This is a genomic window from Planctobacterium sp. R6, assembly GCF_055755215.1.
On record NZ_JBVTQY010000002.1, the window covers coordinates 67,161 to 89,803 of the forward strand.

16 protein-coding genes are annotated in these 22,643 nt (G+C 46.7%); 10 read left to right on the forward strand and 6 right to left on the reverse strand.

Annotated features, from left to right (window positions below):
* Positions 1-108 precede the first annotated feature (108 nt).
* The 3 genes from AC0J20_RS02125 to trxB form a co-directional block, all read right to left on the reverse strand.
* On the reverse strand, positions 109-957 hold the full coding sequence (locus tag AC0J20_RS02125; protein WP_473020430.1) for a tetratricopeptide repeat protein: 849 nt from the start codon (positions 955-957) through the stop codon (positions 109-111).
* Between the two features lie 2 nt (positions 958-959).
* Positions 960-1,475: a hypothetical protein gene (locus tag AC0J20_RS02130; protein WP_229527785.1), complete on the reverse strand. Its 516-nt coding sequence runs from the start codon at positions 1,473-1,475 to the stop codon at positions 960-962.
* Positions 1,476-1,617: 142 nt separating this feature from the next.
* Positions 1,618-2,574, reverse strand: a complete 957-nt coding sequence (gene trxB / locus AC0J20_RS02135) for a thioredoxin-disulfide reductase (protein WP_229527784.1) — start codon at positions 2,572-2,574, stop codon at positions 1,618-1,620.
* 522 nt (positions 2,575-3,096) lie between these two features.
* On the opposite strand from trxB, the gene yfbV reads away from it, so the two are divergent.
* From yfbV to AC0J20_RS02150, 3 genes are all read left to right on the forward strand, one after another.
* Complete coding sequence (gene yfbV / locus AC0J20_RS02140; protein ID WP_229527783.1) at positions 3,097-3,543, forward strand: terminus macrodomain insulation protein YfbV; 447 nt, start codon at positions 3,097-3,099, stop codon at positions 3,541-3,543.
* A gap of 152 nt (positions 3,544-3,695) precedes the next feature.
* Positions 3,696-4,253 (forward strand): phosphoribosyltransferase, encoded by a 558-nt coding sequence (locus AC0J20_RS02145; protein WP_229527782.1) that lies wholly within the window; start codon positions 3,696-3,698, stop codon positions 4,251-4,253.
* Between the two features lie 217 nt (positions 4,254-4,470).
* Positions 4,471-5,856, forward strand: a complete 1,386-nt coding sequence (locus AC0J20_RS02150; protein ID WP_473020431.1) for a GGDEF domain-containing protein — start codon at positions 4,471-4,473, stop codon at positions 5,854-5,856.
* On the opposite strand, the gene AC0J20_RS02155 is transcribed toward AC0J20_RS02150, so the two are convergent.
* Both AC0J20_RS02155 and xthA read right to left on the reverse strand, forming a co-directional pair.
* Entirely contained in the window at positions 5,857-6,501 is a 645-nt protein-coding gene (locus AC0J20_RS02155; protein WP_229527780.1) for an energy-coupling factor ABC transporter permease, read from the reverse strand.
* A 17-nt stretch (positions 6,502-6,518) separates the two neighbouring features.
* Entirely contained in the window at positions 6,519-7,325 is an 807-nt protein-coding gene (gene xthA, locus AC0J20_RS02160; RefSeq protein WP_473020432.1) for an exodeoxyribonuclease III, read from the reverse strand.
* A 120-nt stretch (positions 7,326-7,445) separates the two neighbouring features.
* Between xthA and AC0J20_RS02165 the strand changes: the two genes are divergently transcribed.
* The 5 genes from AC0J20_RS02165 to AC0J20_RS02185 all read left to right on the forward strand — a co-directional run bounded on the left by AC0J20_RS02165 (position 7,446) and on the right by AC0J20_RS02185 (position 17,786).
* Positions 7,446-8,135 carry a methyltransferase domain-containing protein gene (locus AC0J20_RS02165; protein WP_473020433.1) on the forward strand — a complete coding sequence of 230 codons (690 nt, stop codon included), beginning with the start codon at positions 7,446-7,448 and terminating at the stop codon, positions 8,133-8,135.
* Between the two features lie 93 nt (positions 8,136-8,228).
* Positions 8,229-11,654, forward strand: coding sequence for an exodeoxyribonuclease V subunit gamma (gene recC / locus AC0J20_RS02170; protein ID WP_473020434.1), 3,426 nt, complete (start codon positions 8,229-8,231; stop codon positions 11,652-11,654).
* Entirely contained in the window at positions 11,651-15,253 is a 3,603-nt protein-coding gene (gene recB / locus AC0J20_RS02175; RefSeq protein ID WP_473020435.1) for an exodeoxyribonuclease V subunit beta, read from the forward strand. The genes recC and recB overlap by 4 nt, the downstream gene beginning before the upstream one ends.
* On the forward strand, positions 15,246-17,174 hold the full coding sequence (recD, locus tag AC0J20_RS02180; protein ID WP_473020436.1) for an exodeoxyribonuclease V subunit alpha: 1,929 nt from the start codon (positions 15,246-15,248) through the stop codon (positions 17,172-17,174). Before recB ends, recD begins: the two co-directional genes overlap by 8 nt.
* Positions 17,175-17,219: 45 nt before the next feature.
* Positions 17,220-17,786, forward strand: a complete 567-nt coding sequence (locus AC0J20_RS02185; RefSeq protein WP_473020437.1) for a DUF922 domain-containing protein — start codon at positions 17,220-17,222, stop codon at positions 17,784-17,786.
* Here the strand turns inward: AC0J20_RS02185 and AC0J20_RS02190 are convergent, their stop codons facing one another.
* The gene (locus AC0J20_RS02190) at positions 17,787-19,349 is read right to left on the reverse strand and encodes a LytR/AlgR family response regulator transcription factor (protein WP_473020438.1); all 1,563 of its coding nucleotides are present in this window, start codon (positions 19,347-19,349) and stop codon (positions 17,787-17,789) included.
* Positions 19,350-19,491: 142 nt separating this feature from the next.
* Between AC0J20_RS02190 and AC0J20_RS02195 the strand changes: the two genes are divergently transcribed.
* Both AC0J20_RS02195 and AC0J20_RS02200 read left to right on the forward strand, forming a co-directional pair.
* Positions 19,492-20,943 carry an alpha/beta fold hydrolase gene (locus tag AC0J20_RS02195; protein WP_473020439.1) on the forward strand — a complete coding sequence of 484 codons (1,452 nt, stop codon included), beginning with the start codon at positions 19,492-19,494 and terminating at the stop codon, positions 20,941-20,943.
* Positions 20,944-21,098: 155 nt separating this feature from the next.
* Positions 21,099-22,532, forward strand: coding sequence for an MBL fold metallo-hydrolase (locus AC0J20_RS02200; protein ID WP_473020440.1), 1,434 nt, complete (start codon positions 21,099-21,101; stop codon positions 22,530-22,532).
* The last annotated feature ends 111 nt before the right edge of the window (positions 22,533-22,643 follow it).

The following is a 22,643-nucleotide window of genomic DNA, read 5'->3' on the forward strand; positions in this document are numbered from 1 at the left end:
GGTTACTACAGCGGAGCCGAATTACAGTGATCAATAATTAGATTTTATGCCACAAACGTTGTGGCCTCAAGAATTGTAGACCCAGTTATTCGATGAAATTTTATGAGTTTACAGCGCTGCCACGATCGTGCTGAATTTTTCTCCACACATTCGCTGTAGCTCTTTGTCATGCTGCAGGTTTGCTTTGTTATTTTGCAATATCAGGGTGTTTTCACTCACCAGCTTTTTAATGTGATCTGTATCACTGCGCAGGCAGGCAACTTTTAAGGCGTTCAGTACCGTGTTGTACCTGTAAGGATCTATTTTGTATGCCTGGGCAAGTGTTGCCTGGCTTTCTTCAAGTTGGCCTAATCTCAGTAATGCATAGCCCTTAAATTCCAGTGCTTCTACATTCTGAGGAGCGAGGCCCAATGCCTTGTCGTAACTTTCGATGGCCTTAGCGAAATTCTTTTCATATCGGTACAACACACCTTGTTGTATGTGTTGATTGATTTCATGTTTTATTTCATCCTTGGCGATAGATTGCAAAAAGAGTTGGCTGGTGGGGGACTCAACCATACCTTCCTGATTAAACATCAACCTGGCTTTATCTAAATCTCCGGCAACGTATTCTAAAATTGCTTTATTGTATTGCAGCTTACCTTTGGTGGGATACTCAAGGGGCACATTCTCAACCTGTTCGGCCTCAGCGTAGCGTATCCTGGATTGTTCGTAATCGCCTTTGGAGAATGCTATCCAACCGGCCGCATTTAAGGCGTCAATTCTTTGCGTTGGTGAAGCGCTTACCTGAATCGACTGCTCTATCAAACCGGTAGCGACATCAAAGTTATCATTGCTATAGGCCTGTTTAGCATTCTGGAAATAATAATTAAATGATTTCGTTGAGTTTGACGCTTCATCAGATGATTGCGCTGTCGCCAGACAACTCAGGGTTAGCAGTATAAGAGCCATTTTCATGATCAAAATGCCCCAAATTGTGAGTTAAATTTAGCCTTTTCAAGCACCAGGTCTTTTTTCAGACTACTGATCTCAAAGTTTTTCTGCTGAATGATACTTTGTTGCCTGACGACGGTTTTATTTTCAAATTGGACCAACGCGTTATTTTTTAAAAATACGAAGCCCCGCCCATCGTCGTCGAGATCGGCTTTGACATTGCTAACAAATACCGGTGTGTCATCGGCGTGATAAGGCCTGACAGAAATCGCTATTTTACTGGCCGGACTCATGTAAACGTACAACACACTGGGAATAAACAATAGCGTCGATATGACGATAAATGCGCCAGCCAAAAACAGTTGGGTTTTGACATAACTGGCTTTTTTGTCTGCTGCTAAGACCCTGGCCTCGTGAATTTTGTTTTGAGTTCGGGTGATAATTGAATAACACAGGAACAACCAGATGGCGGCAATGCCGGGGACGCCATACTGGAAAAATGCACTCAGAGAGTCCAGTGTCTCGGGGTTTAAGGTGATCATAGCAATGCCTCATCCAATGAAACTTTTATTCCATTAAGAATAGACTATTTAGGTAAGAAAATTCCAGAAAAAGTGAGATTTAATCGAAGGGGGACGAACAGAAAAGCGCGCCTGTTTGCACAGGCGCTGCGGAGGATAAAGATTAATCGTTTAGGGCGTCCAGATATTTTTCAGCATCAAGTGCCGCCATACATCCGGTACCCGCAGAGGTAATCGCCTGACGGTAAACATGGTCACACACATCACCTGCGGCAAAAACACCTGCGATGCTGGTTTGGGTGGCGTTTCCATTCAAACCACTGTTGATTTTCAGGTAGCCATTTTCCATGTTTAACTGACCCTCAAACAGGCTGGTATTAGGCTGATGCCCAATAGCAACGAATAGCCCCATAACATCCAGATCTTCGGTAGTGTCAGACTGAGTATCTTTGATACGCACACCTGTTACACCCATGTCATTACCTAACACTTCATCCAGTGTTTTGTTCAGGTGTAGGGTAACATTGCCATTTTCTGCCTTGTCCAGTAAGCGTTGTGTCAGGATCTTTTCTGCGCGGAACGTATCTCTGCGATGGATTACGTGCACTTCGGAGCAGATGTTAGACAAATATAGCGCTTCTTCCACGGCGGTATTGCCGCCACCGATCACTGCCACCTTTTGGTTTTTGTAGAAGAAACCGTCACAGGTAGCACAGGCCGAAACCCCTTTACCCATGAAGGCTTGCTCGCTTTCCATGCCCAGGTATTTTGCTGATGCGCCGGTGGCAATAATTAATGCGTCACAGGTGTATTCACCCACATCGCCTTTTAAGCGAAAGGGGCGTTGCTTCAGATCTGCTTCATTGATGTGATCGAAAATGATTTCGGTATCAAATTTTTCTGCATGTTGTTGCATTCTCACCATCAGATCCGGACCTTGCAGGCCTTCTGGATCGCCGGGCCAGTTTTCAACTTCTGTGGTGGTGGTTAATTGTCCGCCTTGCTGAATACCGGTAATTAATACCGGGTTTAAGTTGGCTCGGGCCGCATAAACCGCGGCGGTATAACCTGCTGGGCCTGAACCCAAAATCAATAATTTAACATGTCTGGCTTCTGACATCGTTATCTCCAAAGTGACTGTAATCTGTGCCGGCAGAGTAAGCTTGAAATGGCCGGCGAGGTGCTGGCGGCCTGAGTTCATCTCACTGCCCGGTCGGTTCTAATTCCGGCCTGTGTATTGTCCGGGTGCTTCTTAAAACATCAGAAGCACAAAATGTGTTGCCTGTCAGGACCTGACTTTCGCTTGTTTGGTTCCCAACTAATTTGTGACGATGTTGGGTTGAAACTTGTTAAATCAAGAGTGAGTTTTCATTTCAAAACTTTATCTGTACCCACGGAGTTTAAATCTTCCCTGATATTCCGCAATTGATAAAAATCGTTACAAGCAATCAATTATTGTGATTAATAATTTTTGGCAGCTTTTCCGATATAAAGGTAATATTAGAGAAGCCTGTTGAACTTTTTCGCACGAAATTCGTTCTATTATTTATATGCATTAAAGAAAAACAGGCTCTGGTTAAGGCGCCTGAACGATTTAATGTCGCAGGCGCGTAGTATCATCAACCGGCAAGAGGTAGTGTTCATGGCACATAGTTTCGGTACCATTTTGCGAGATGGTCAGGAATACATGAAAGTCTGGCCAAGACAGAAGCAACTATTTTCATTGTTTCCCGACGGCAAAGTCGTGCTTGCCACTGAGTTTGCCATTAAGGTTATGCCGCCAGCCGCCGTGATAGCGGCCGCTTCGCTGATCAATATTCATGGTGCTGAGTACGCTCCTCAGGCCATTGCAATTGCCGCTTTTTTCATGAGCTTGCCGTTGCAAGGTTTGATGTGGCTGGGTCATCGTTCAAAACAATCGTTGCCGCCTGCTATCAAAGGCTGGTATCAGGAAATACACACCAAAATGCGTCAACAAGGTTGCGAATTGCAATCCGCTAAGGCTCGTCCCCGCTACAAAGAGTTAGCACAACTACTCAAAACCGCCTTCGAGGAACTGGATAAAGTGTTCACCAGGCAGTTGTTTTGATGGGCGTAAGAACCGACCTGGGGCGCACTGCTCCAATTTTGTGCAAAATTAACTCGCTTGTCTGCCATTAACTCGACACTCCGTGTGTTAGGCATTACTCTTACCCTACTAATTTTGAATATATTCAATCATATCGATATTTGGATCGCATAATGAATAAGCATTTTATTACTGCCCAATCGTTGCTGGAAGACTCCTTCCGTCTGGCGGCAGAGGTGTATAAAGACGGTTTCAGGCCGCAATTTATCATAGGTATCTGGCGCGGTGGCACACCGGTTGGTATTGCTGTACAGGAGTTTTTTGACTACAAAAAAGTACACACGGATCACATTGCTGTAAGAACTTCATCTTACTATGGCATTAACCAGCAATCGAAAACCATTAAAGTGCATGGTCTGCAATATCTGGTAGAAAATGCCAATGCTGATGATGGTTTACTGATAGTTGATGATGTGTTTGATTCGGGGCGCAGTATTGCCGCGCTGATTGAGCAAACTAAAAAGTTGATGCGACTCAATACACCTAAAGATATCAGAATAGCAACCCCCTGGTACAAGCCAAGCAATAACAAAACCAATATCACTCCTGATTATTATGTGCATGAAACTGCTGAGTGGTTGGTATTTCCTCACGAGTTATCGGGTTTAACGAAAGATGAAATTCGCGAGGGTAAATCCGATATTGCCAATGTCCTGGATGTGATCCTGTAACACAAAGAGCACCCTGTAGTTCAAAGATTGCATTGTTCCCACAAAGCCGCTCAAAGAAGCGGCTTTGTTGTTTTTCAGGCAGAGTTTTGTAGATTTTTGATGAAAATGTGAAGCAAAGTGCAGTCAAAAGCTGCTAATTGTAGTTTGCCAGCCTGGTACATTGGCAGCACTGCTAAAAGGCCGTTATCATAACAAGGTTATTGTTCAGAGAATCCACATGGCTGTTCGACTTTTTCACTGGTTAGACGAATCCATCACCCGCAAAATAGGCGGGCTTTCTGCGGTATTACTGACCTTTATCCTGGCGTTGGTGTTGTATTCGATTGTGCAATTACGGGTAATTAGTCAGGAAATCCGGGAATTGGCTCACATTGATGTACCTATCTCTGAGATTGCTGCTGAAATCGAGGTGTTGCAGCTGGAACAGCACATTTTTATGGAACGCCTGCACTATGAGTTGAAGTTGGCGGGGAACAGCAGCGTCACCCTGCAACAGGCCATGCAACAAAAGTTCAAAGCCTTTTCGACGGCGTTAGAGCAACAAATTCAGCAACTTACCCAGGTGATCAAATCAGGGCTGGAGCAGGGCAAAATCGTCAAAAAGAAATCTGCACATCTGGCCATACTGGCAGCGTTTGATCAGTTCGAAGCTGCCCGGGAAGCTTTTCAGACTCATGCCAGTCAGGTGCTGTTCAATCAAACAGGAACACTGTCAGATCAGCAATGGGCACTACTGGAACAACAGGCACAATCACTGGATGACAAAGCCATTCAGGTCTTGCGGGAAGTGGAGGCGATTTCCCTTGATATTAGTGCTCAGGCTGAAGAGCATGAAACCCGGTTTTTTTACGTAAATAGTGGCCTGGGTATTAGTGCCTTTTTAATTGGCATCAATGTGACTCTGTTAATTATTGTCTCTTTCCGCCAGAGAATGCGCCATATTAATCATCAGATAGACCGATTGCACCAGTCTATTTCTGGTCAGAAAGGAACTATTGCCACATCAGAATTGAGTCCCAAGGGCAGGGATGAGCTGGCCAAACTGGCTAAAGATATTAATCGCCTGATGAGTCGTTATTCTGAAGCCGTCGTACATCGTGAGGGCATCGAGGAAGCGTTGATCCGCCAGGCTACAACAGACAAGTTAACCGGGGCCTACAATCGCCACAAATGGGAGCAGGCGGCGACCGCATTGTTGGCTAAAATGAACCCGGAGCAGGAATCCAGTATTATCCTGTTAGACATCGATAACTTTAAACACATTAACGACGAATTAGGGCACAATGTTGGTGACAAGGTGTTACAGCAGCTGGTCTGCGAAATTCATAGCCTGATCCGCCAGAGCGATATGGTTTTTCGACTTGGCGGAGAAGAATTCGTGTTGTTATTGCAAGCCTGTGACCTGCAAAAAAGTGTCGCAATCGCTGAAAAGATCCGCAGCATGCTGGATTCAGCCAAAGCCAGTGATATTCCTCATTTCACCGCCAGTTTTGGGGTGACTGAAATGCAGCCAGGTGATGACCTGGAAAGCCTGTTAGAAAGAGCGGATAAGGCTCTCTATCAGGCGAAATCGCAGGGTAAAAATCAGGTGTGTACGGTATAACTACTTGCCATCAATATAAAACTTATCATGGAAGGTATAGACCCAATGAGGTTTATAGATGATCAGCAGAGTCATGGTCATGCCGTTGAGTAAACCTTCCGGAAATAACAGTAGGGGGATCAGAATAAGGTAGTTGTCCTGAACGATATCCCAACTGTGAACGCCGGCCAAACTGTAATAGCCACCCAGTAAGCCCATTTTCAGCACCAGACTGGCAAGCCCGGCGAAAAAGCCACAGACGAAGACATAGATAAAAAAGTGCTTTGGCAAGCGATGGAAGGCCAGTGAGTAAATCGCGTAACTCAAGGTGAGCGGTGCGACCACAGACAATAATCCGTTCACACCGAGCATCGACCATTTTTCCAGGCCAACCAGCGTCAAACCCAACAGGGCCAGCGAGGAGCTGATAAGCGCCCAACGCAACCCCAGCAGCAATACGCAGGCGGTCAGCCATAAAAAATGAACGTTTAATCCGTCGTATATGCCAGTACGGAACCACCAAAGGGTAAACAGGCAGGCAGCACTGCCAAAAACAAAATGCTGCACTTTGCGTTCACTTATCAATCTGCTGATATTGACATTTTTAAGGGTAAATACCAGCAGTGCCAGCCAGGCGACCAGGGCAATGACTTGAATCAGGGTCATTATCACTAATGCCTTTGTTATTTATAGGTAGTCCAGATGGGAGCGTGATCAGAGGGTTTTTCGATGCCTCTGAGTTCATAATCAATTCCGGACTCAACCAGGTTGGGCTGCATGGATTTGGTGCCCAGTATGACATCAATACGCAGACCCCGGTTATCGTCAAATCCACGTGAGCGGTAGTCAAACCAGCTGAACTGGTCGTCTGTTTCCGGATTCAGCTCTCGGTAGCTGTCATGGAAGCCCCAGTCCATCAGGCGGCCCAACCACTCTCTTTCTTCCGGCAAAAAGCTGCATTTACCGGTTTTTAGCCAGCGTTTACGGTTTGGTTCGCCGATGCCGATATCCAGATCGGTAGGGGAGATATTAATGTCACCCATTACGATGATATTTTCTTCAGGAGTGTGGTGACTGCCCAAATAGTTCATCAGGTCGGCGTAGAACTTGCGTTTCGCCGGGTATTTGATTTCGTGGTCCTGACTTTCCCCCTGGGGAAAATAACCATTGAGCACCCGGACTTTTTCGCCGCGTTCATCTTCAATCGTTACCATAATCATGCGACGCTGTGCGTCTTCGTCGTCAGTTGGGAATCCGTATTGCACTTCCAGCGGTTGCTGTTTGCACATCATGGCGACACCATAATGACTTTTCTGGCCGTGATAGAAAACGTGATAACCCAGGGCTTCCACTTCCTCTTTCGGAAACATATCATTGTGTACTTTAATTTCCTGTAAACCGATAATGTCCGGTTGATGCTTTTCTACCAAAGCGGCAAGTTGATGGGGTCTGGCTCTGAGGCCATTGATATTAAAAGAAATGTACTTCATCAGATAATTTAGCAAAGATTCGATGAACCTATGCTAACAAACAAGGCCGAAGGTTGACAGGGAAAAGCCTGTTGATTCATCGGCAAATTGTGTAAGGATATAAATAAAATTTCGCAAATCATGAACCGCATCGAACAGGTCAACATGAAGCCACACTATTCATGTCCATTGTGTGGATCTGTCAGTACGGAGTTTTACTGGCAGGATAAACGCCGTCATTACTGGCACTGTCAGCACTGCCACCTGGTATTTGTTCTGCCTGAATTCTTTCTCAGTCCGGCATTGGAAAAGGCCGAATACGACAAACACGACAATACGCAACTGGATGAGGGCTATCGGCGTTTTTTAAACCGAACACTGGCACCGCTTGTAGATTATTACCAGAGCAAAAGCCGGCCATTAGCGGAATTGTCCGGCCTGGATTTTGGTTGTGGTGAAGGCGCTTTTTTAAGCCTGATGGCGCTAGAGCAAGGCTTAACCGTGGCGAACTACGACCTGTTCTATCATCATAATCCCGGCCTTTTACATCGCCAGTATGACTTTATTGTTATGACTGAGGTGCTGGAGCATATCGCCAGTCCCGCTGATTTGTTTGTGCAGTTACAACAAAGTCTCAAACCGCAGGGGGTGATAGCCATCATGACCAAACGTGTTTTGGACAAATCGGCGTTTGCCACCTGGCACTACAAAAACGATCCCACTCATATTTGTTTTTATTCCGAAGCAACATTTCAATGGCTGGCGCAACAGTTTGGTCTGGCTATGCAGTTGGTGGATAAGGATGTGGTGTTTCTTATTGCCAACAGCTGAGATATTCAGAATTGGCCTGTTCAGAATAGATACCTGGTTCGTCAAAAAGCTGTGTTAAGCTTTAGGCCTATAATAATTCAGAAAAACGACGCGATGCTACACCTGATCCAGTCAAATAAAATGGAATTACTGCTGGCCAGCCTATTGCAGAAATTGGCGCTGCAAACCTTTGAAGAACAAGGTTCGGATTCAGACCTGGTGGCCTTACTGCAACCTGATACCATCCTTGTGCAAAGCCCGGGGATGTCTCAATGGTTAAAGATAAATATCGCCAACACCCTCAATATTGCAGCCAATATTGAGTTTCCTTTGCCGTCCAGTTTTATCTGGCAATTATACCAGGCCAGTATCGAGGATTTACCGGATGAGTCGGCGTTTAACAAACAATTTTTAACCTGGAAAATCCTGCAACTGTTACCGCAATTACTGGCGCAACCCGAATTTGAAGATGTCAAAAATTACATCGGCGACAGCGCAGAAGCGGACTTAGCTGAACTGCCTAAGGCCTACCAATTAAGTGCGAAAATTGCCGATGTCTACGATCAATATTTGATGTATCGGCCCGAGTGGATTCAGGCCTGGGAGAGGGGAGAAAACCAACTTCCTGATGTCGATATTGGCGCTCAGGCATGGCAACCTGTGTTATGGCGGGCAATTAGTCAGTTTACACAGCAGGCGGGTGAGTCTCCCTGGCACAGAGCCAATATGCACGATGCCCTGCTGGAACAACTTAACAAAGCTACCGGGCAGGTTGATAAAGCGCTGTATGTATTCGGAATTTCATCGATGCCGGTACAGCAGTTGCAAATTTTACAGGCATTGAGTCAGAGCCGCGAAGTTTATATTTTTTGGTTTAATCCGTCAGAGCACTATTGGGCGGATGTGGTCGACAGCAAACAGTATCAGAAGCAGCAATTATCGTTGTTCGACGAGCCGGACGAGAAACAGCAAATACGACAACAGCAGGCGTTTGCGCTTTCTGATGTCGGGAATCCATTGCTGGCGTCCTGGGGTAAACCCGGACGAGATTTTCTTTCCCTGTTAACGGATTTAGAGCCGCTGCAGGAGGATCTTTTCCAGGCACCCGAACAATCGCATTTACTGGGTTGGGTGCAAAAAGAGGTCTTTCAGTTGAGTTTTCGGGGAAGCCGACAGCCGCTGTCAGTGGCGGATTTATTGAAGAATAACGGAAAACACGCCAAGCAAATTTTGCGGGTGGATGATCACTCCATTGAGATCCATGCTACCCATTCCCGGTTACGGGAATTAGAGGTGCTGAGGGATCAGATTTGTCACTGGTTTGATAACGGTGATGTGAGTGATTTAAGTGACATTATCGTTATGATGCCGGATGTGGCCGTGTATGCGCCGCTTATCGAGGCGGTGTTTTCCAGGCCACTGATCAGCAAGGAACTGGCACAACAAGGCGGTTTGCCCTTTGCAATTTCTGACCGTAGCCAGGCACAGGAAGATAGTCTGGTGGAGAGCTTTTTGCGGCTGATGTCTCTGGAAAACGCCAGAATGACACTCAGTGAAGTGTTTGAATTGTTCAAAGTACCGGAAATTGCTGCGCGTTATGGGATTGAACAGGACGACATACAGGCACTTCATCGCTGGTGCTATCAGGCTGGAGTCAGATGGGGTTGGTCCGGGTTGGAAAAGCAACACTGGGACTTGCCGGAAGAGCAACAAAATACCTGGGTTTTTGGTTTGCAACGCCTGTTGGCGGGTTATGCCCATCCGGGCGAAGAATCGCTGATGGGGGGCACGTTACCCTTCAATGAAGTGGAAGGGCAACTGACAGAATCACTGGGACTGCTACTGGCTTTTGTGGAAGACTTGCGTGCGTTGACAGCGTTTTGTCGATGTTCCCATGGGCTGGAGCGAAAAGTATCTGAGTCGCTGGCAGTACTGGATTGTTTTTACCAGGTTGAAGCCGACGATGAATATCGTTTGCAAAAACTCAAAGAGACGGTGGCAAAACTCAAAGGGCAGGGGCAGCATTATCAAGGCTTAGTCAGTCAACAGGTATTTGTGGAAATGCTGAAAGACGCACTGAATGAGTCCGGTGTGGGACAGCGCTTTTTAGCCGGTAAACTAAACTTCTGCACTCTGATGCCGATGCGCAGTATTCCTTTCCGGCACGTTTGCATCCTCGGCATGAATGAACCCGAGTACCCCAGACAAACCACACCGATCAGTTTTGATTTGGTCAGTCGTTCACAACCTCGCAAAGGCGACCGTTCCCGCCGTCTGGATGATCGCTACCTGTTTTTGGAAGCCATGTTATCAGCCCGAAATAAGTTTTACCTCAGTTATCAGGGGCGGGATGACAAGAGCAATGAAGTCAAAGAGCCGTCTATTTTAGTGTCGGAGTTATTGGCTTATTGCCAGCAAACAGCCTGTTTGGAAGCCGATATGGTGCGCAGTGTGGATGACGCTGAGAAGGCCATCAGGGCACATATTTTCAAAACACATCCATTGCAACCCTGGGATAAAAGCTATTTTTCAGCGAAGCAGCCGCAATCCTACGACAAGATCATGTTTGAGGTCGCCGATACGCTGCAACAACAGCCTGTGCCGGTAAGCTTCTGTCGCGCATCGCAACTGGACATCGCTGCGCTGACAAAGTGGCTTGAGGATTACCCTGAAATTCAGGCCCTGTTAGCGGCAAATCAACAGTCAGACTTGTCCGGTTTGATACAGTTTTATCGCAATCCGGTGCGGGCCTGGTTCAAAAGTTACTGGAAAACGCAGTTTCCGAGCTTGCAGGAAGGGCTACATGATGATGAGCCATTGTATCTGGATAATCTGGCCCGGTATCAGGCAACACAGCAATTGCTGCAAGGATCTTCTGAGTCTTCTGTGTTGCTGGCTCTTGAGCAGCAAGGGCAATTGCCCATCGGTAACCTGAAGTTATTGGAGCAAAGCGAACTCAGTGATCGGGCGCAATTACTCAAATCCAAATTAGAAGCTATCACGGGCAAGGCTGATACCCAACTGAACAGCCAATGGATTTTTACTCAGGTTGCGGTACTGGGGGTAAATGTTGAACTGCAGGGCGCGATACCGTTGGCGCCTAACAACGATATGATATTGTACCGGCCCGGCAAACTCAGCGCCACAGACCGGTTAAGCTGTTGGATGACCTGGTGTTTGTACTGTGCTGCCGCACAGCGCCAGAGTAAAGGTTGGTTTTTAGCTCTGGACAAATCCATATTTTTCGACCCTTTAACCATGGAAGAAGCAAGTCAGGAATTGCAAAAACTCATTACCATTATGCTCGTCGGGCAGGTGCGTTGTTTGCCTTTCTTTCCAAAAACCGCGCTGCAATGGGCTGACACGCACGATGAGGCGAAAACCCATTCCGCCTATATCGGCAGCCAGTTTTTACCCGGAGAAGCGGACGAACCTCACAATGCTCGTGTTTATCCGGCGTTGCAGGAATGTTGGCCGGAGTTTGCGCAACTGGCAGACGAACTGTTTCAACCCATTCTTGCCAGGGAGCAATGGCAATGAAAAAACTGGATATCACGACATTTCCATTAGATCAGAATGCACTGATTGAAGCCAGTGCCGGTACCGGTAAAACCTATACCATCAGCAATCTGTATTTGCGACTGATCCTGGGGCACCAATGTCAGCCACTGAACGTGGCTCAAATTCTCATTCTGACTTTTACCAATGCTGCGACAGCGGAACTCAAAGATCGTATTTTGGCCCGAATTCGTCAGGCCTGGCGAGATTTTGTTCTGGGACAAAGCCGTGATGAGTTTATCCAGACTTTAATTGATGTTTTACCGGACAGGGCGCTGGCACAGCAGCGGTTACTCATCGCGTCTCAGGAAATGGACCTGGCCAGCGTGTTTACTATTCATGGATTTTGCCAGCGAGTATTAAGTGAACATGCCTTTGAAAGTGGTGCAGCCTGGCAGGAAACACTGTCTCTGGATGACAGCGCCTTGCTGAAAAAGGCCAGTAGCGACTATTGGCGTATCCGCGTGGCCGGATTATCGGAAGCGACATTGCGCTGGTATCTAAAACAATGTCCGAAACCTGAAAATCTGATTCAACAGATGCGCCCGGTATTATTTCGGGATATCGGCGACGCAAACCCGGAAGCGCTCCACCAACAGTGGCACAAAGTACAACAGGGGTATGATGAGGCTTTACGGGAAACGAAAAGCTGGTGGCAGGAAAAACAAATTTCGCGGATGTTAGCAGAGGCAGACCTTAACGCGAGGTCGAAAATCAGTAAGGCTGCATTTTTAGAAGGGATGGCACTGTTCGCCGCCGGCGAAGCGGCTGTACCGGATTTAGGGAATGATGGTTGGTTAACTTTGTCACCTGACAAGGTTGAAAAAGCCCGCAAAAAGTCGTCTGCGGAAATTGATACAAGCGCCTTTTCGCGTTTTGAAAATTTGGCTGAACAGGAAGCCAGGGTCAGCAGTGCCCGGCAACAGTATTTCTTTTGGGATGCGCTGTTGTTTTTTCGCAATCATTTGCAAAAACAAAAGCAACAAAATGCCGAACTGAGTCCGGATGACCTGTTAACGCGGTTGCATTTAGCCCTGTCGTCGGAGTCCAGGCAAGCACAACAGCACCTGAAAACGCTCCTTCAGGATAAATATCCGGTGGCGTTAGTGGATGAGTTTCAGGATACCGATGAAACTCAGTTTGCTATTTTTAAGGCCTTGTATGCACCCGATGCAGCATCGCAGCATCGCGCGCTGATCATGATAGGTGATCCTAAACAGGCTATTTACAGTTTTCGTGGCGGCGATATTCATACTTACCTGTCGGCGAGACATTTTGTCCCTGAAATGTCCCGTTATACCTTGTCCACCAACTGGCGCTCTCAACCGCAACTGGTGGCCTCGGTGAATCAATTATTTGCCCAAAGTCAAAGCGGATTTATGCACGAAGATATGCCGTTTCATGCTGTTGAAGCCGGTAAACCGGCAAAACCAGTCGTGCTGGATGGTGCAATGGTACCGGCAATGCAACTGGCGGTTTTACCCGATAGTGTGGATAAAAAAGGCATACCTGTGGCCGTAAAATGGGGCCAGAGTTCTCACGATATGGCTCAGGTCTGCGCCAATCAGATAAGTACTTATCTGGCGAAAATGCAGATTGACGGTCAGGCAATTGCCGCCTCTGATATTTGTGTGCTGGTTAGGGACAGGTTTGAAGCGCAACTGATTCAACAGGCACTGCGCCAGCGGCAGATAGACAGCGTGTTTTTGCGCAAGGATACGGTGTTAAAAAGTCCGGTGGCCTACAGTTTGTTACTGCTGTTAAAAGCCATTGTAGGTTACAAGTCTGAAACCGCCATTAAAGCAGCATTGTTGGACGGTCTGTTTGCCTACGAACAGGATGAACTGATGGCATTGAATCAGAATGTCATGCAATGGCAATCGGTTCTGCAAACATTTAATCGCGCTTTTGAAATCTGGTCATGGCAAGGCGTAATGGCCGCGCTGGAATATGTATTTCAGGCGTTCGAACTATACAAGCGCATTATGGCACATAACCCGGAGCATCATCGCTGTGTAACGGATTTGCGACACCTTAATGAAATCCTGCAATTTCAAAGTGGTCGGGTAGAAGGTAAAACTCCGCTGATATTGTGGTTTGAAGAACGCATTGCCAATCCCGACTTGCTTGCAGCGGATGGTATTGAGGGCACGCAATGGCGCCTGGACACCGATCAAAACCTGGTGCAGGTGTGTACCATTCACGCTTCCAAAGGACTGCAATATCCGATAGTTATGTTGCCCTTTACCAGTCGTTTCAAAGACAGTGGTGGCGGCTTCTACCACGATGAAGAGCAAGGGCTTCAATACAATATTGAAAATGACGAAACATTGAAAACCCGACAACAACAGGAGCGTTTAGCTGAAGATATCCGATTGTTTTATGTTGCGGTAACCCGGGCTGAATTTCACTGCTGGTTAGGGGTATGGAACAATACTTTGTCAGCAAGAAGCGGTGCCTCCGGTTTTGCCTCTACGGCTATCGGACGTCTTTTGGATTTTGAGATTGACCAGGCGTCACTGGCCGCGCAAATTATTATACGTATTGAGCAGCGGTTGCAAGGTCAACCGGTAAACATTGACCTTGTGAGTAAGGCTCAACTGGAAGAGGTACATGCTTTTACACCCGTTGCGCCAGATACACAATCGTTATCTTGTAAACAGCTGCAAAAAGGCATTCAGCAAAACTGGTTGTTGACCAGCTACAGTGCGATATCCCGTACGAGACAACTGGAAGTGGCGTCCCTCGTTGTTGAGGAGGAGTTAAAGGCCGCCGATGAAGCAGTGATACAATCAGATGAGGTAGGTAGTCTTGGCGAACAGCAGGAGTCTGAACACCCGGTGTTGGCCCCGGAGCTGGCTATGCGCTTTCGCTTCACCAGAGGGGCGGCTGCCGGGTCGTTCTTGCATGAAGTGCTGGAGCACTGTGAATTTGATAAACCGGAGACTATCACCGCACAGTGTCATGCATATGCTGAAAAATACAGTGTGGCGGAATCGGATATCCCGGCCATTACAGACTGGTTGGTAGAGGCCCTACAAAGTCCTTTGTCGGGTGCCGAAGAGGCATTGCGCTTATGGGATCTGCCGCGGCGGCAACAGTTAGCTGAAATGGAGTTCTTTTTGCCTTTGAATCAGGTAAACGTTAAACAATTCAATACGTTAATTCAGTCATGGCAACCAGACCTGGCTGGTCATTATCATTTGAGTCAGCTGAATGGGATGCTAAAAGGTTATCTGGATCTGATTTATCTTCACCGGGGCCAGTTTTTTGTGGCTGACTACAAATCTAATTTTCTCGGCGAAACCCCTGAAGATTACCAACCTGAGCAACTGCATCAGGTAATGTTGCACCACGACTACTATTTGCAGGCCGTACTCTATTCAGTGGCGTTGCATCGTTATCTGAAAAATCGACTGAAGGATTATACTTATCAACGCCATATTGGCGGGGCGCAGTATTTGTTTCTCAGAGGGATGAGCCCGCATTATCCGGAATGTGGTGTCTTTACTGTTACACCTCCTGAATCTCTTATTTTGGCGTTGGATAGTTTATTTGAAGGAGTATCCGAACATGAATAATGTGGTGAAGCCTGGGCGTTACAGTCTCCGTCAGCATGACAATTCATCCCGGCAGGTATCCGCCCTTACGACGCCGTTAAATCGCTTGCTGGAACGGCAAAAAATCCGTGAAATTGATCGCAGCTTTGCAATTTATGTGGTGCAACAGATCTATGGCTCTGGGGAGTTACACACACCCAGTGACAACGCGATGTTGCTGGCGATGACCGCAGCTCTGCTCAGCGAACAATTAGGTCAGCAGCATGTGTGCCTGGATTTAACGTTGATTCAGCAACCTTTTTTACCGGATTTCATTTTCCCTGAAGCGCAAAAAATAAAGCAACTATTTACAGAGAGTGCTGTGCAGCAGTCAGGGCTATTTAAATTAGCGCAGAACCGCTTGTATTTCAGTCGATATTGGCAATACGAGCATCTGATAGCTGAGAAGTTGACGACACTCGCTGCAACACCCTACAGCGAACAGGCTGTCGCCGACTGCCTGCAGCAACTTTATTCATCAGTTACCGAAGATGAGGAGATTAACTGGCAGAAAACCGCGGTAGCGCTGGCTTGCTTGCGCGGCGTTGCGGTAATCGCGGGTGGTCCCGGCACCGGCAAAACCACGACAGTGGTACGCATACTGTGGTCTTTGTGTGAGCTAAGTCGACAGCAGGGCGGCAAGCAACCCATTATTAAAATGGTGGCACCAACAGGAAAAGCAGCTGCCCGCCTGACGGAATCCGTTTCCGGTGCAATCGCAAAACTGCCCAGTAATTCCACTAACATTCCATCAGAATGTAGCACCATTCATCGCTTACTGGGACCAATGCCTGGTTCAGTGTTTTTTCGACACAATAGTCAGCATCCCCTCAACGTGGATGTGTTAGTGGTGGATGAGGCATCAATGATTGATATGCCGTTACTGGCGAAAATGCTGGCCGCATTACCGCAACACTGCCGGTTGATTTTGCTGGGTGATAGTCATCAGTTGGCATCCGTGGAAGTGGGTTCGGTATTTTCTGATTTATGTAGCCTCAAAGCGGGGCGCAATTTTTATTCCCCTGACACGCTGCAGCAATTGAGTGCCGTGACCCGTCAGCCAGCTTTGCTTACTGCACAACAACAGGCTTCGGAAACCGTACATAGCCCCTTTATTAATAACATCGTATATCTACAAAAGAGTTGGCGATTTGGCGCGGATAGCGGTATCGGTGCATTGGCTAAAGCCATTAACAGCGGCGATACATCGCAAACAGTAAATGTACTTAGATCATCGCGTGATGATGTTGTCTGGCAATTTGCTGCCAATCACCAGGATTTTATTAGGGCTATTTTGCCTCACTTTGAAAGATTGCATGATGCCGTTGACGAAGGGGCTGTTGGTAAGGCTTTTGAGGTGCTCTCGCAATGGCAGGTGTTGGCAGTTCAGCGCAAAGGAAAATGGGGAGTGCAGACGCTGAATTCTCTGGTTTACAAGGCGTTGATGAAGGCCGAAAGAATTACTGCAGACGATGAATTTTATGCCGGCAGGCCAATTATGATCACCAGTAATGATTATCAGAATCGATTGTTTAACGGTGATATCGGTATCGTGATGCGGGGTGATAAACAACATGAGGATAACCTGTTGCGGGTATGGTTTGTGGATTCTGAACAGGGGTTTCGCAGCTTGTTACCCGCTCAGTTGCCCTCACATGAAACCTTATATGCGATGACGACCCACAAAAGCCAGGGATCGGAATTTGCGCATGTATTGATGTGTTTACCCGAGTCTGTGGCCGGTGAAAAAGGTCGGGTCAATCGGGAATTACTGTACACGGGGGTTACCCGTGCCCGGAGTAGCTTTATGCTGTTTTGCGATGAAACAGCGGTTGTACAGGCGGTGCAACAACGATGTCTGCGGGCATCCGGGCTGGCCTTTGTATTGGCAAATAAAGGTTAGTCGAAGGTGATCAGAAAACGCTTAGCAAGAGTTCGGTGCCTGGTTGTGCTGCTTTGTAGTGTAGTAGCGCCGTTTAACCCGGTTTTAGCAACAGTAAAACAAAGCCAGGAAATCCGACATTATGCAGTGAACCCGTTACCCGGACAAACACTGCAGGAAGCCATGCGAGCCAGTACTCCTATCCAGAAGCACAACCGCCACTGGTACGGTAAAACACAGTGGAACATTAATCCTCTGTATCGTTTTCGACATTTATCAGGCGGCTGTTATGTCAATGATCGCAGTGTCGAACTGGCCATTGTGATCACGCTGCCGCAACTTGAAGGACAGGCAGATGACACCGAATTGAGCGCAAAGTTTTCGCGGTTTTACGATGCTTTGCTGCAACATGAATTAGGGCATCAGGCTTTGGGAATTGACGCGGCCAATGCCATTGATGATTTCCTGTCACAGCCTAACATTTTTGCCGATTGCCAGGCATTGCAGGTGGCTGTCAATGAGCGAGTAAATGCCATTATCAACCAGTATCAGCAACTAAATAAACAATATGATGCAGAAACCCAACACGGCAAAACTCAGGGCGCAGTGATAACCGGTCGCCGGGAGCCGTGATCAATTGCTTAAAATAGCCGTTGACTTCAACGAGTCTCTTACCAGGGGTAACAGTCTTCGGCTAACGGGCACCTGCTGATTTGAGCTTAAAACTAAAAAGTGCTGCGGGCTTTCGCTGTGTTTTTCAGAAAACAATGATGTCACTTCATTCAGGTTCACCAGATAGGACCGGTGTACTCTTAAAAAGGTATCAGGTAGCAAGTTTTCCAGTTGTTTTAGCGAACCTGAAAACAGTTTTTCATGGTGATTTTTCAAATGCAGCTCCACATAGTCACCAGATGCTTTGCAGTAGGCGATATCTGGCGTATCAATGAGTTCAAGTTTGCCTGCCGAGGATAATTGCAATTTGGTGGGGGTGTTATATTGTGATTGCTGAGCCAATCGAAACTCCAGTTTGGCTACTTGCGCACTTTCCTTGTTTAATTGACTTTGTTGTTTTTTATAGTCACTGGCTTGCTGAATAAAAATTACCAGCAGCACCACAGCGATAATCACAAAATGAGTAAACTCGTGAAAACTACTGGCACTAAAGAAAATGACAATCGCAATACTCAGGTGGATGAACAGACTTTGCCTTAACTCCGGGGAATTTTGTGTACGCAGGTAACAGGCAATTTGTACCAGGTTAAACAGTACCGGAAGCAATATTCCCAAGGTGACTTTAGCATCGAAGCTCGGCACTAAAATGATTGCCAGCAAGCTGAGACAACTGCCGGGATAAATCCAGTGTATTGCTCTTTTTCGGGCAGTTCTCATGGAGTTATAAGACAGTAACATGACGCCAAACCAATATGAGCATACAGTAATGGTGATAAGCCGAATATCTTGCCAGGGATACGGGTATTCAATCAATCCACGTGACAATTCTGCACTTAACTGCAACATCGCAAGCGAACACATAATGACGAACATTGGGTATTGAAAGCGGATCTTTGTCGGCGCTGTGTTGCGCCCAAAACACAACACTAAAAAATAGACTAAACCCACCGAAAAAGCCCCCAGTAACACCAGGCCAGCAATTAAATAAGGTTGGATCTGATCAATTGATTTACCCCATGTGCCAATCCCGATTATATGCACGGGATAATCCAGTGAGATAATGCTATGTTGCCCGGAAAGCAGCATAACCAGGCTGTTTTCTGACCTGGTTAACAGTGACGCCGGGATAGGAAAAGCGGTATCCATTGCGCCCGGAGTTTCAGCTTTGGTGTCTGCCGGTTGACCGTTGTGCCCCAGCAATGTTCCATTCAAATAAACTGAACTGGCTGCTTTAGCAGACACAAACAATCCCAGCGGCTGAGTAAATTGGGCAGCAGACTGGCCCAGATCAAACTTAATCTGGACCCAGAATATCGTCTTTTGTGGATCGATATGACGCAGTTGCGTCGTCTGGCAATGCGTTGCATTGAAATCCGGCGGGCTATCCGGTTGACCAGACCGGGGGCAAACGGTAACCGGACTGTTATAAGGCAGCGTAAAAAACGCACTTGCGTGAACATGGTTGCTGTTTAACCCACTCAGCGTGAAAACAAATAACCAAATCATTAACTGTCTGTCGTTCATTTAAATCGAGTCCGAATACCGTTCGTAGAATTATTCCTACCGTTGGCTTAGCCAGCCCTGTTTTATGCGGGGTATCAGCGAATTCTGCTGGCCAATAACTGGCTTAAAGGAGCTAATACAGAAAATTTAAAGGAGTCATGATATGCGAAAAAATAACCTTATTATAGTCGTCTTGATGTTAATTTTGTTTTCTGTCCAGGCTCATTCAGGACCGATAAAAAATGAAACGGCGATTGAATTTAAATCCAATTCTGGCCAGAGCAGTCCCGCTTATGAAGGTTTTTTTAGGGTGCCTGAAAATCGAAATAATCCTGACAGTCGTCAGATTAGCGTTAACTATGTGCGTTTTCCTGCAACCGGTAAGACCAAAGGGCATCCCATTGTATATCTGGCCGGAGGACCCGGTGGCTCGGGCATTGCCACTGCAAAATGGCGGAGGTATCCGCTGTTTATGGCATTGCGAGAATTCGGGGATGTCATCGCATTGGATCAGCGCGGCACGGGCCAGTCAGAGCAAGCAGAAACCTGTTCTTCTGGGCAACAAATCGCCTTAACTGAGCGAGTGTCTGATGAGGAAATTCAGCACCGTTATCAAAAAGCCGCTTTGGAATGCCTGTCTTACTGGAAGCAACAGGGTATAGATGTCTATGGCTACACTACAGAGCAAAATGCATGGGATATTGATCAATTGCGAGTACATTTAGGCGCTGAAAAAGTAGTCTTATGGGGGATTTCCTATGGTAGCCACCTCGCATTCAGTGCGATGAAACTATTCCCTGAGACGATAGAAAAAGTCATGATTGCCAGTGCTGAGGGTCTGAATCAAACAGTTAAATCGCCGGCCCTGACAGACGATTATTTTTCCAGAATTCAGACGGTGATAAATCAGCAACCCCTTGGGACTGATATCTCCGATTTGCCTGCTTTGATGCGAAGAGTGCATCAAAAACTGGAACGGCAACCATTACCCCTGACCATTCCACAACCCGATGGTTCCGTGATACCCATGCTATTGCAACGTTATCATATGCAGATGCTTGCCAGCAGAATGATTGCTGATCCGGGCCGTTACCTGACTTTTTTGATTCATATTTATCATCACCTGGACAAAGGCAACGCCGATTTGTTGTTACAGGTCTTGCAGCGGGGCATATTCGACGCAGAGCCCATTAGTTTCACCCTAATGCCACTGGCGATGGACATTGCCTCAGGCGTCAGTGCAGAAAAACTGCAGGAAATAAACGCTCAGGGCAAAAGCGCATTATTAGGGCAATTCCTAAATTTCCCGATGCCAGCATTAAATAAACTGGACTCACAACTGGATTTGGGGGAGGAATTTCGCCGCAAGCCTGTTGCCGATATTCCCACCTTATTGTTTACCGGAACCCTGGATGGCCGAACTTACCCTGACGGGCAGAGCGACGCAGTGAGTGGTCTTCGCAACGTCACTCAGATAAAGGTGATCAATGCCGGACATAATCTGTTTACCAGTTCACCAGATGTCCTGAATCGTATGAAGGAATTTTTGCTGGGCAAACCTGTATCCCGGCAAGCCATTCAGTTACCTTTGCCTGTCTTTGCCTTGGAAAGGTAAATAAATTCTTACAAATCAATGAGAAGGAGGTCTGTATTGAGGCCAGGTACAGACTACTCTTTCTTTTCCGGGGAGGGTATTCTCGACCTGTAATCACACATAAATCAACGGAATCAGGTTGAAAAAATAAAATCCGGTTTCTAAAGGGAGTTGTCATGAGGTTTAATTTTTACACAGTTTTGATTTTTTTAACGCTGGCCTGTAATAGCTTCTTTGTCGTTGCGAATGACGCTGATGACTTCCTCGCGGCACTAAAGAACCATTACCATTCCACTACGTCTATGGAGGCATTTTCATTGACGCATAGCTATATGGGACGCATTGATCCCTATCAGTCCTGGGACTTTGCTGCACCAGGTCGCTATCAGGCGTTCAAAATCACTGAAATCGACTTTAAAAATCAACACTACTATCAAAATGTTGTACATCACAATACGGGAGGGCTGTATTTTGATGAAGTTCACTTTCAAAACGACAGTGAGAGCCTGCGTTATGAGCGAAATGGCATCCCATTAGGGAAACGGGCTGTTGAACAGAGTATGGATAGCTTTGCCAGATACAAGAACCTGACCTTAATGAACCTTGATTTTTTTGCGGTTCGACCTTTGTTGGCGCTGAGTAATGCTGACCATATTGAATATCAATCAGATGAAATTAGCGGGCATACCACTGTAGTCCAACGCAATTCAAACAATGTCGTTATGGAGTACGTTTTTAACAGCAACCCGTTACGCCTGCTTTCTGTCACCAACAAAACCAGGAATCGCGTTTATTTATACGATGATTACCGAACCAATCAAGGCCATTATTTTGCGCATTCTGTGGTCAAGCATTACAACGGAGATCAGGCGCCGAGCTTTATCAGCAGAATAGAAAGTTTTCAGGTAATGAAAAAGATTGATGCTGAAAAGTTGCGTTTACCTGCTGGATATACCCGGTTTTTAAAAGAACCGGACCGGGCGTTACACTTAACCCAACTGGCACAAGACTTATACCTGATAGCCGACGGTACGGCGAGAGAAAATACGCTAGTTAACGTCACCGGCGACAGTATCATGGCGTTTGGCGTACCAATGCGCGGTGAGCAGGCGCGACAAACCATTGCGTTAATCAAGGAGCACTTTCCCCACCATGACATCGCTGGTGTTTATGTTACTCACCCGTATAACGAACATATTTCAGGCCTGTTGCCCTATGCTGAAATGGGCATCAAAATCTTTGCTGACAACTATACCATTGCGGCAATCAAAGCCTACCCGTGCTTTGCCAGAGAGATTGATACCTTTAAATTTGAATCCGTGATACACGGTCAGGTAATGGATAATGTCAGGTTTTATGTTCTGGAGAATGCGCGCTCCAGGCGCCAGGGGTTTGCTTATTTTGAACAAAGTGGCATTATTTTTCAGTCTGATTTTCTTGAAATCGCGAACGACAATACGATTCCTGACATTCTTCCCGGTTACAGCAAACAATTTATCGAGTTTGTCAGAAGTGAGGGCTTAAATGTGACGCGTTTAGTCAACAATCACAGAAACAATGATATTTCTGTAGAAACCATGAACCGCGCTTATCTGGCTAATTCAATGTGATGTTTGTGGCGCCGATTGTCGCCCAAATGGCGAGTGCACCTCGATGTAAACCCTATGCTGTGATGGTGAGGATTTACAAGGGGTTTAAACCAGCGAAAAAGCGTTGTAGTC

Excerpts from the sequence above, each read along its gene's own strand:
- recD (WP_473020436.1), top strand. The coding sequence starts at position 15,246 with ATGAATAATGTGGTGAAGCCTGGGCGTTACAGTCTCCGTCAGCATGAC.
- trxB (WP_229527784.1), bottom strand. The coding sequence starts at position 2,574 with ATGTCAGAAGCCAGACATGTTAAATTATTGATTTTGGGTTCAGGCCCA.
- AC0J20_RS02195 (WP_473020439.1), top strand. The coding sequence starts at position 19,492 with ATGCGAAAAAATAACCTTATTATAGTCGTCTTGATGTTAATTTTGTTT.
- AC0J20_RS02125 (WP_473020430.1), bottom strand. The coding sequence starts at position 957 with ATGAAAATGGCTCTTATACTGCTAACCCTGAGTTGTCTGGCGACAGCG.
- yfbV (WP_229527783.1), top strand. The coding sequence starts at position 3,097 with ATGGCACATAGTTTCGGTACCATTTTGCGAGATGGTCAGGAATACATG.
- recB (WP_473020435.1), top strand. The coding sequence starts at position 11,651 with ATGAAAAAACTGGATATCACGACATTTCCATTAGATCAGAATGCACTG.
- AC0J20_RS02130 (WP_229527785.1), bottom strand. The coding sequence starts at position 1,475 with ATGATCACCTTAAACCCCGAGACACTGGACTCTCTGAGTGCATTTTTC.
- AC0J20_RS02145 (WP_229527782.1), top strand. The coding sequence starts at position 3,696 with ATGAATAAGCATTTTATTACTGCCCAATCGTTGCTGGAAGACTCCTTC.
- recC (WP_473020434.1), top strand. The coding sequence starts at position 8,229 with ATGCTACACCTGATCCAGTCAAATAAAATGGAATTACTGCTGGCCAGC.
- AC0J20_RS02190 (WP_473020438.1), bottom strand. The coding sequence starts at position 19,349 with ATGAACGACAGACAGTTAATGATTTGGTTATTTGTTTTCACGCTGAGT.
- xthA (WP_473020432.1), bottom strand. The coding sequence starts at position 7,325 with ATGAAGTACATTTCTTTTAATATCAATGGCCTCAGAGCCAGACCCCAT.
- AC0J20_RS02165 (WP_473020433.1), top strand. The coding sequence starts at position 7,446 with ATGAACCGCATCGAACAGGTCAACATGAAGCCACACTATTCATGTCCA.
- AC0J20_RS02155 (WP_229527780.1), bottom strand. The coding sequence starts at position 6,501 with ATGACCCTGATTCAAGTCATTGCCCTGGTCGCCTGGCTGGCACTGCTG.
- AC0J20_RS02200 (WP_473020440.1), top strand. The coding sequence starts at position 21,099 with ATGAGGTTTAATTTTTACACAGTTTTGATTTTTTTAACGCTGGCCTGT.
- AC0J20_RS02150 (WP_473020431.1), top strand. The coding sequence starts at position 4,471 with ATGGCTGTTCGACTTTTTCACTGGTTAGACGAATCCATCACCCGCAAA.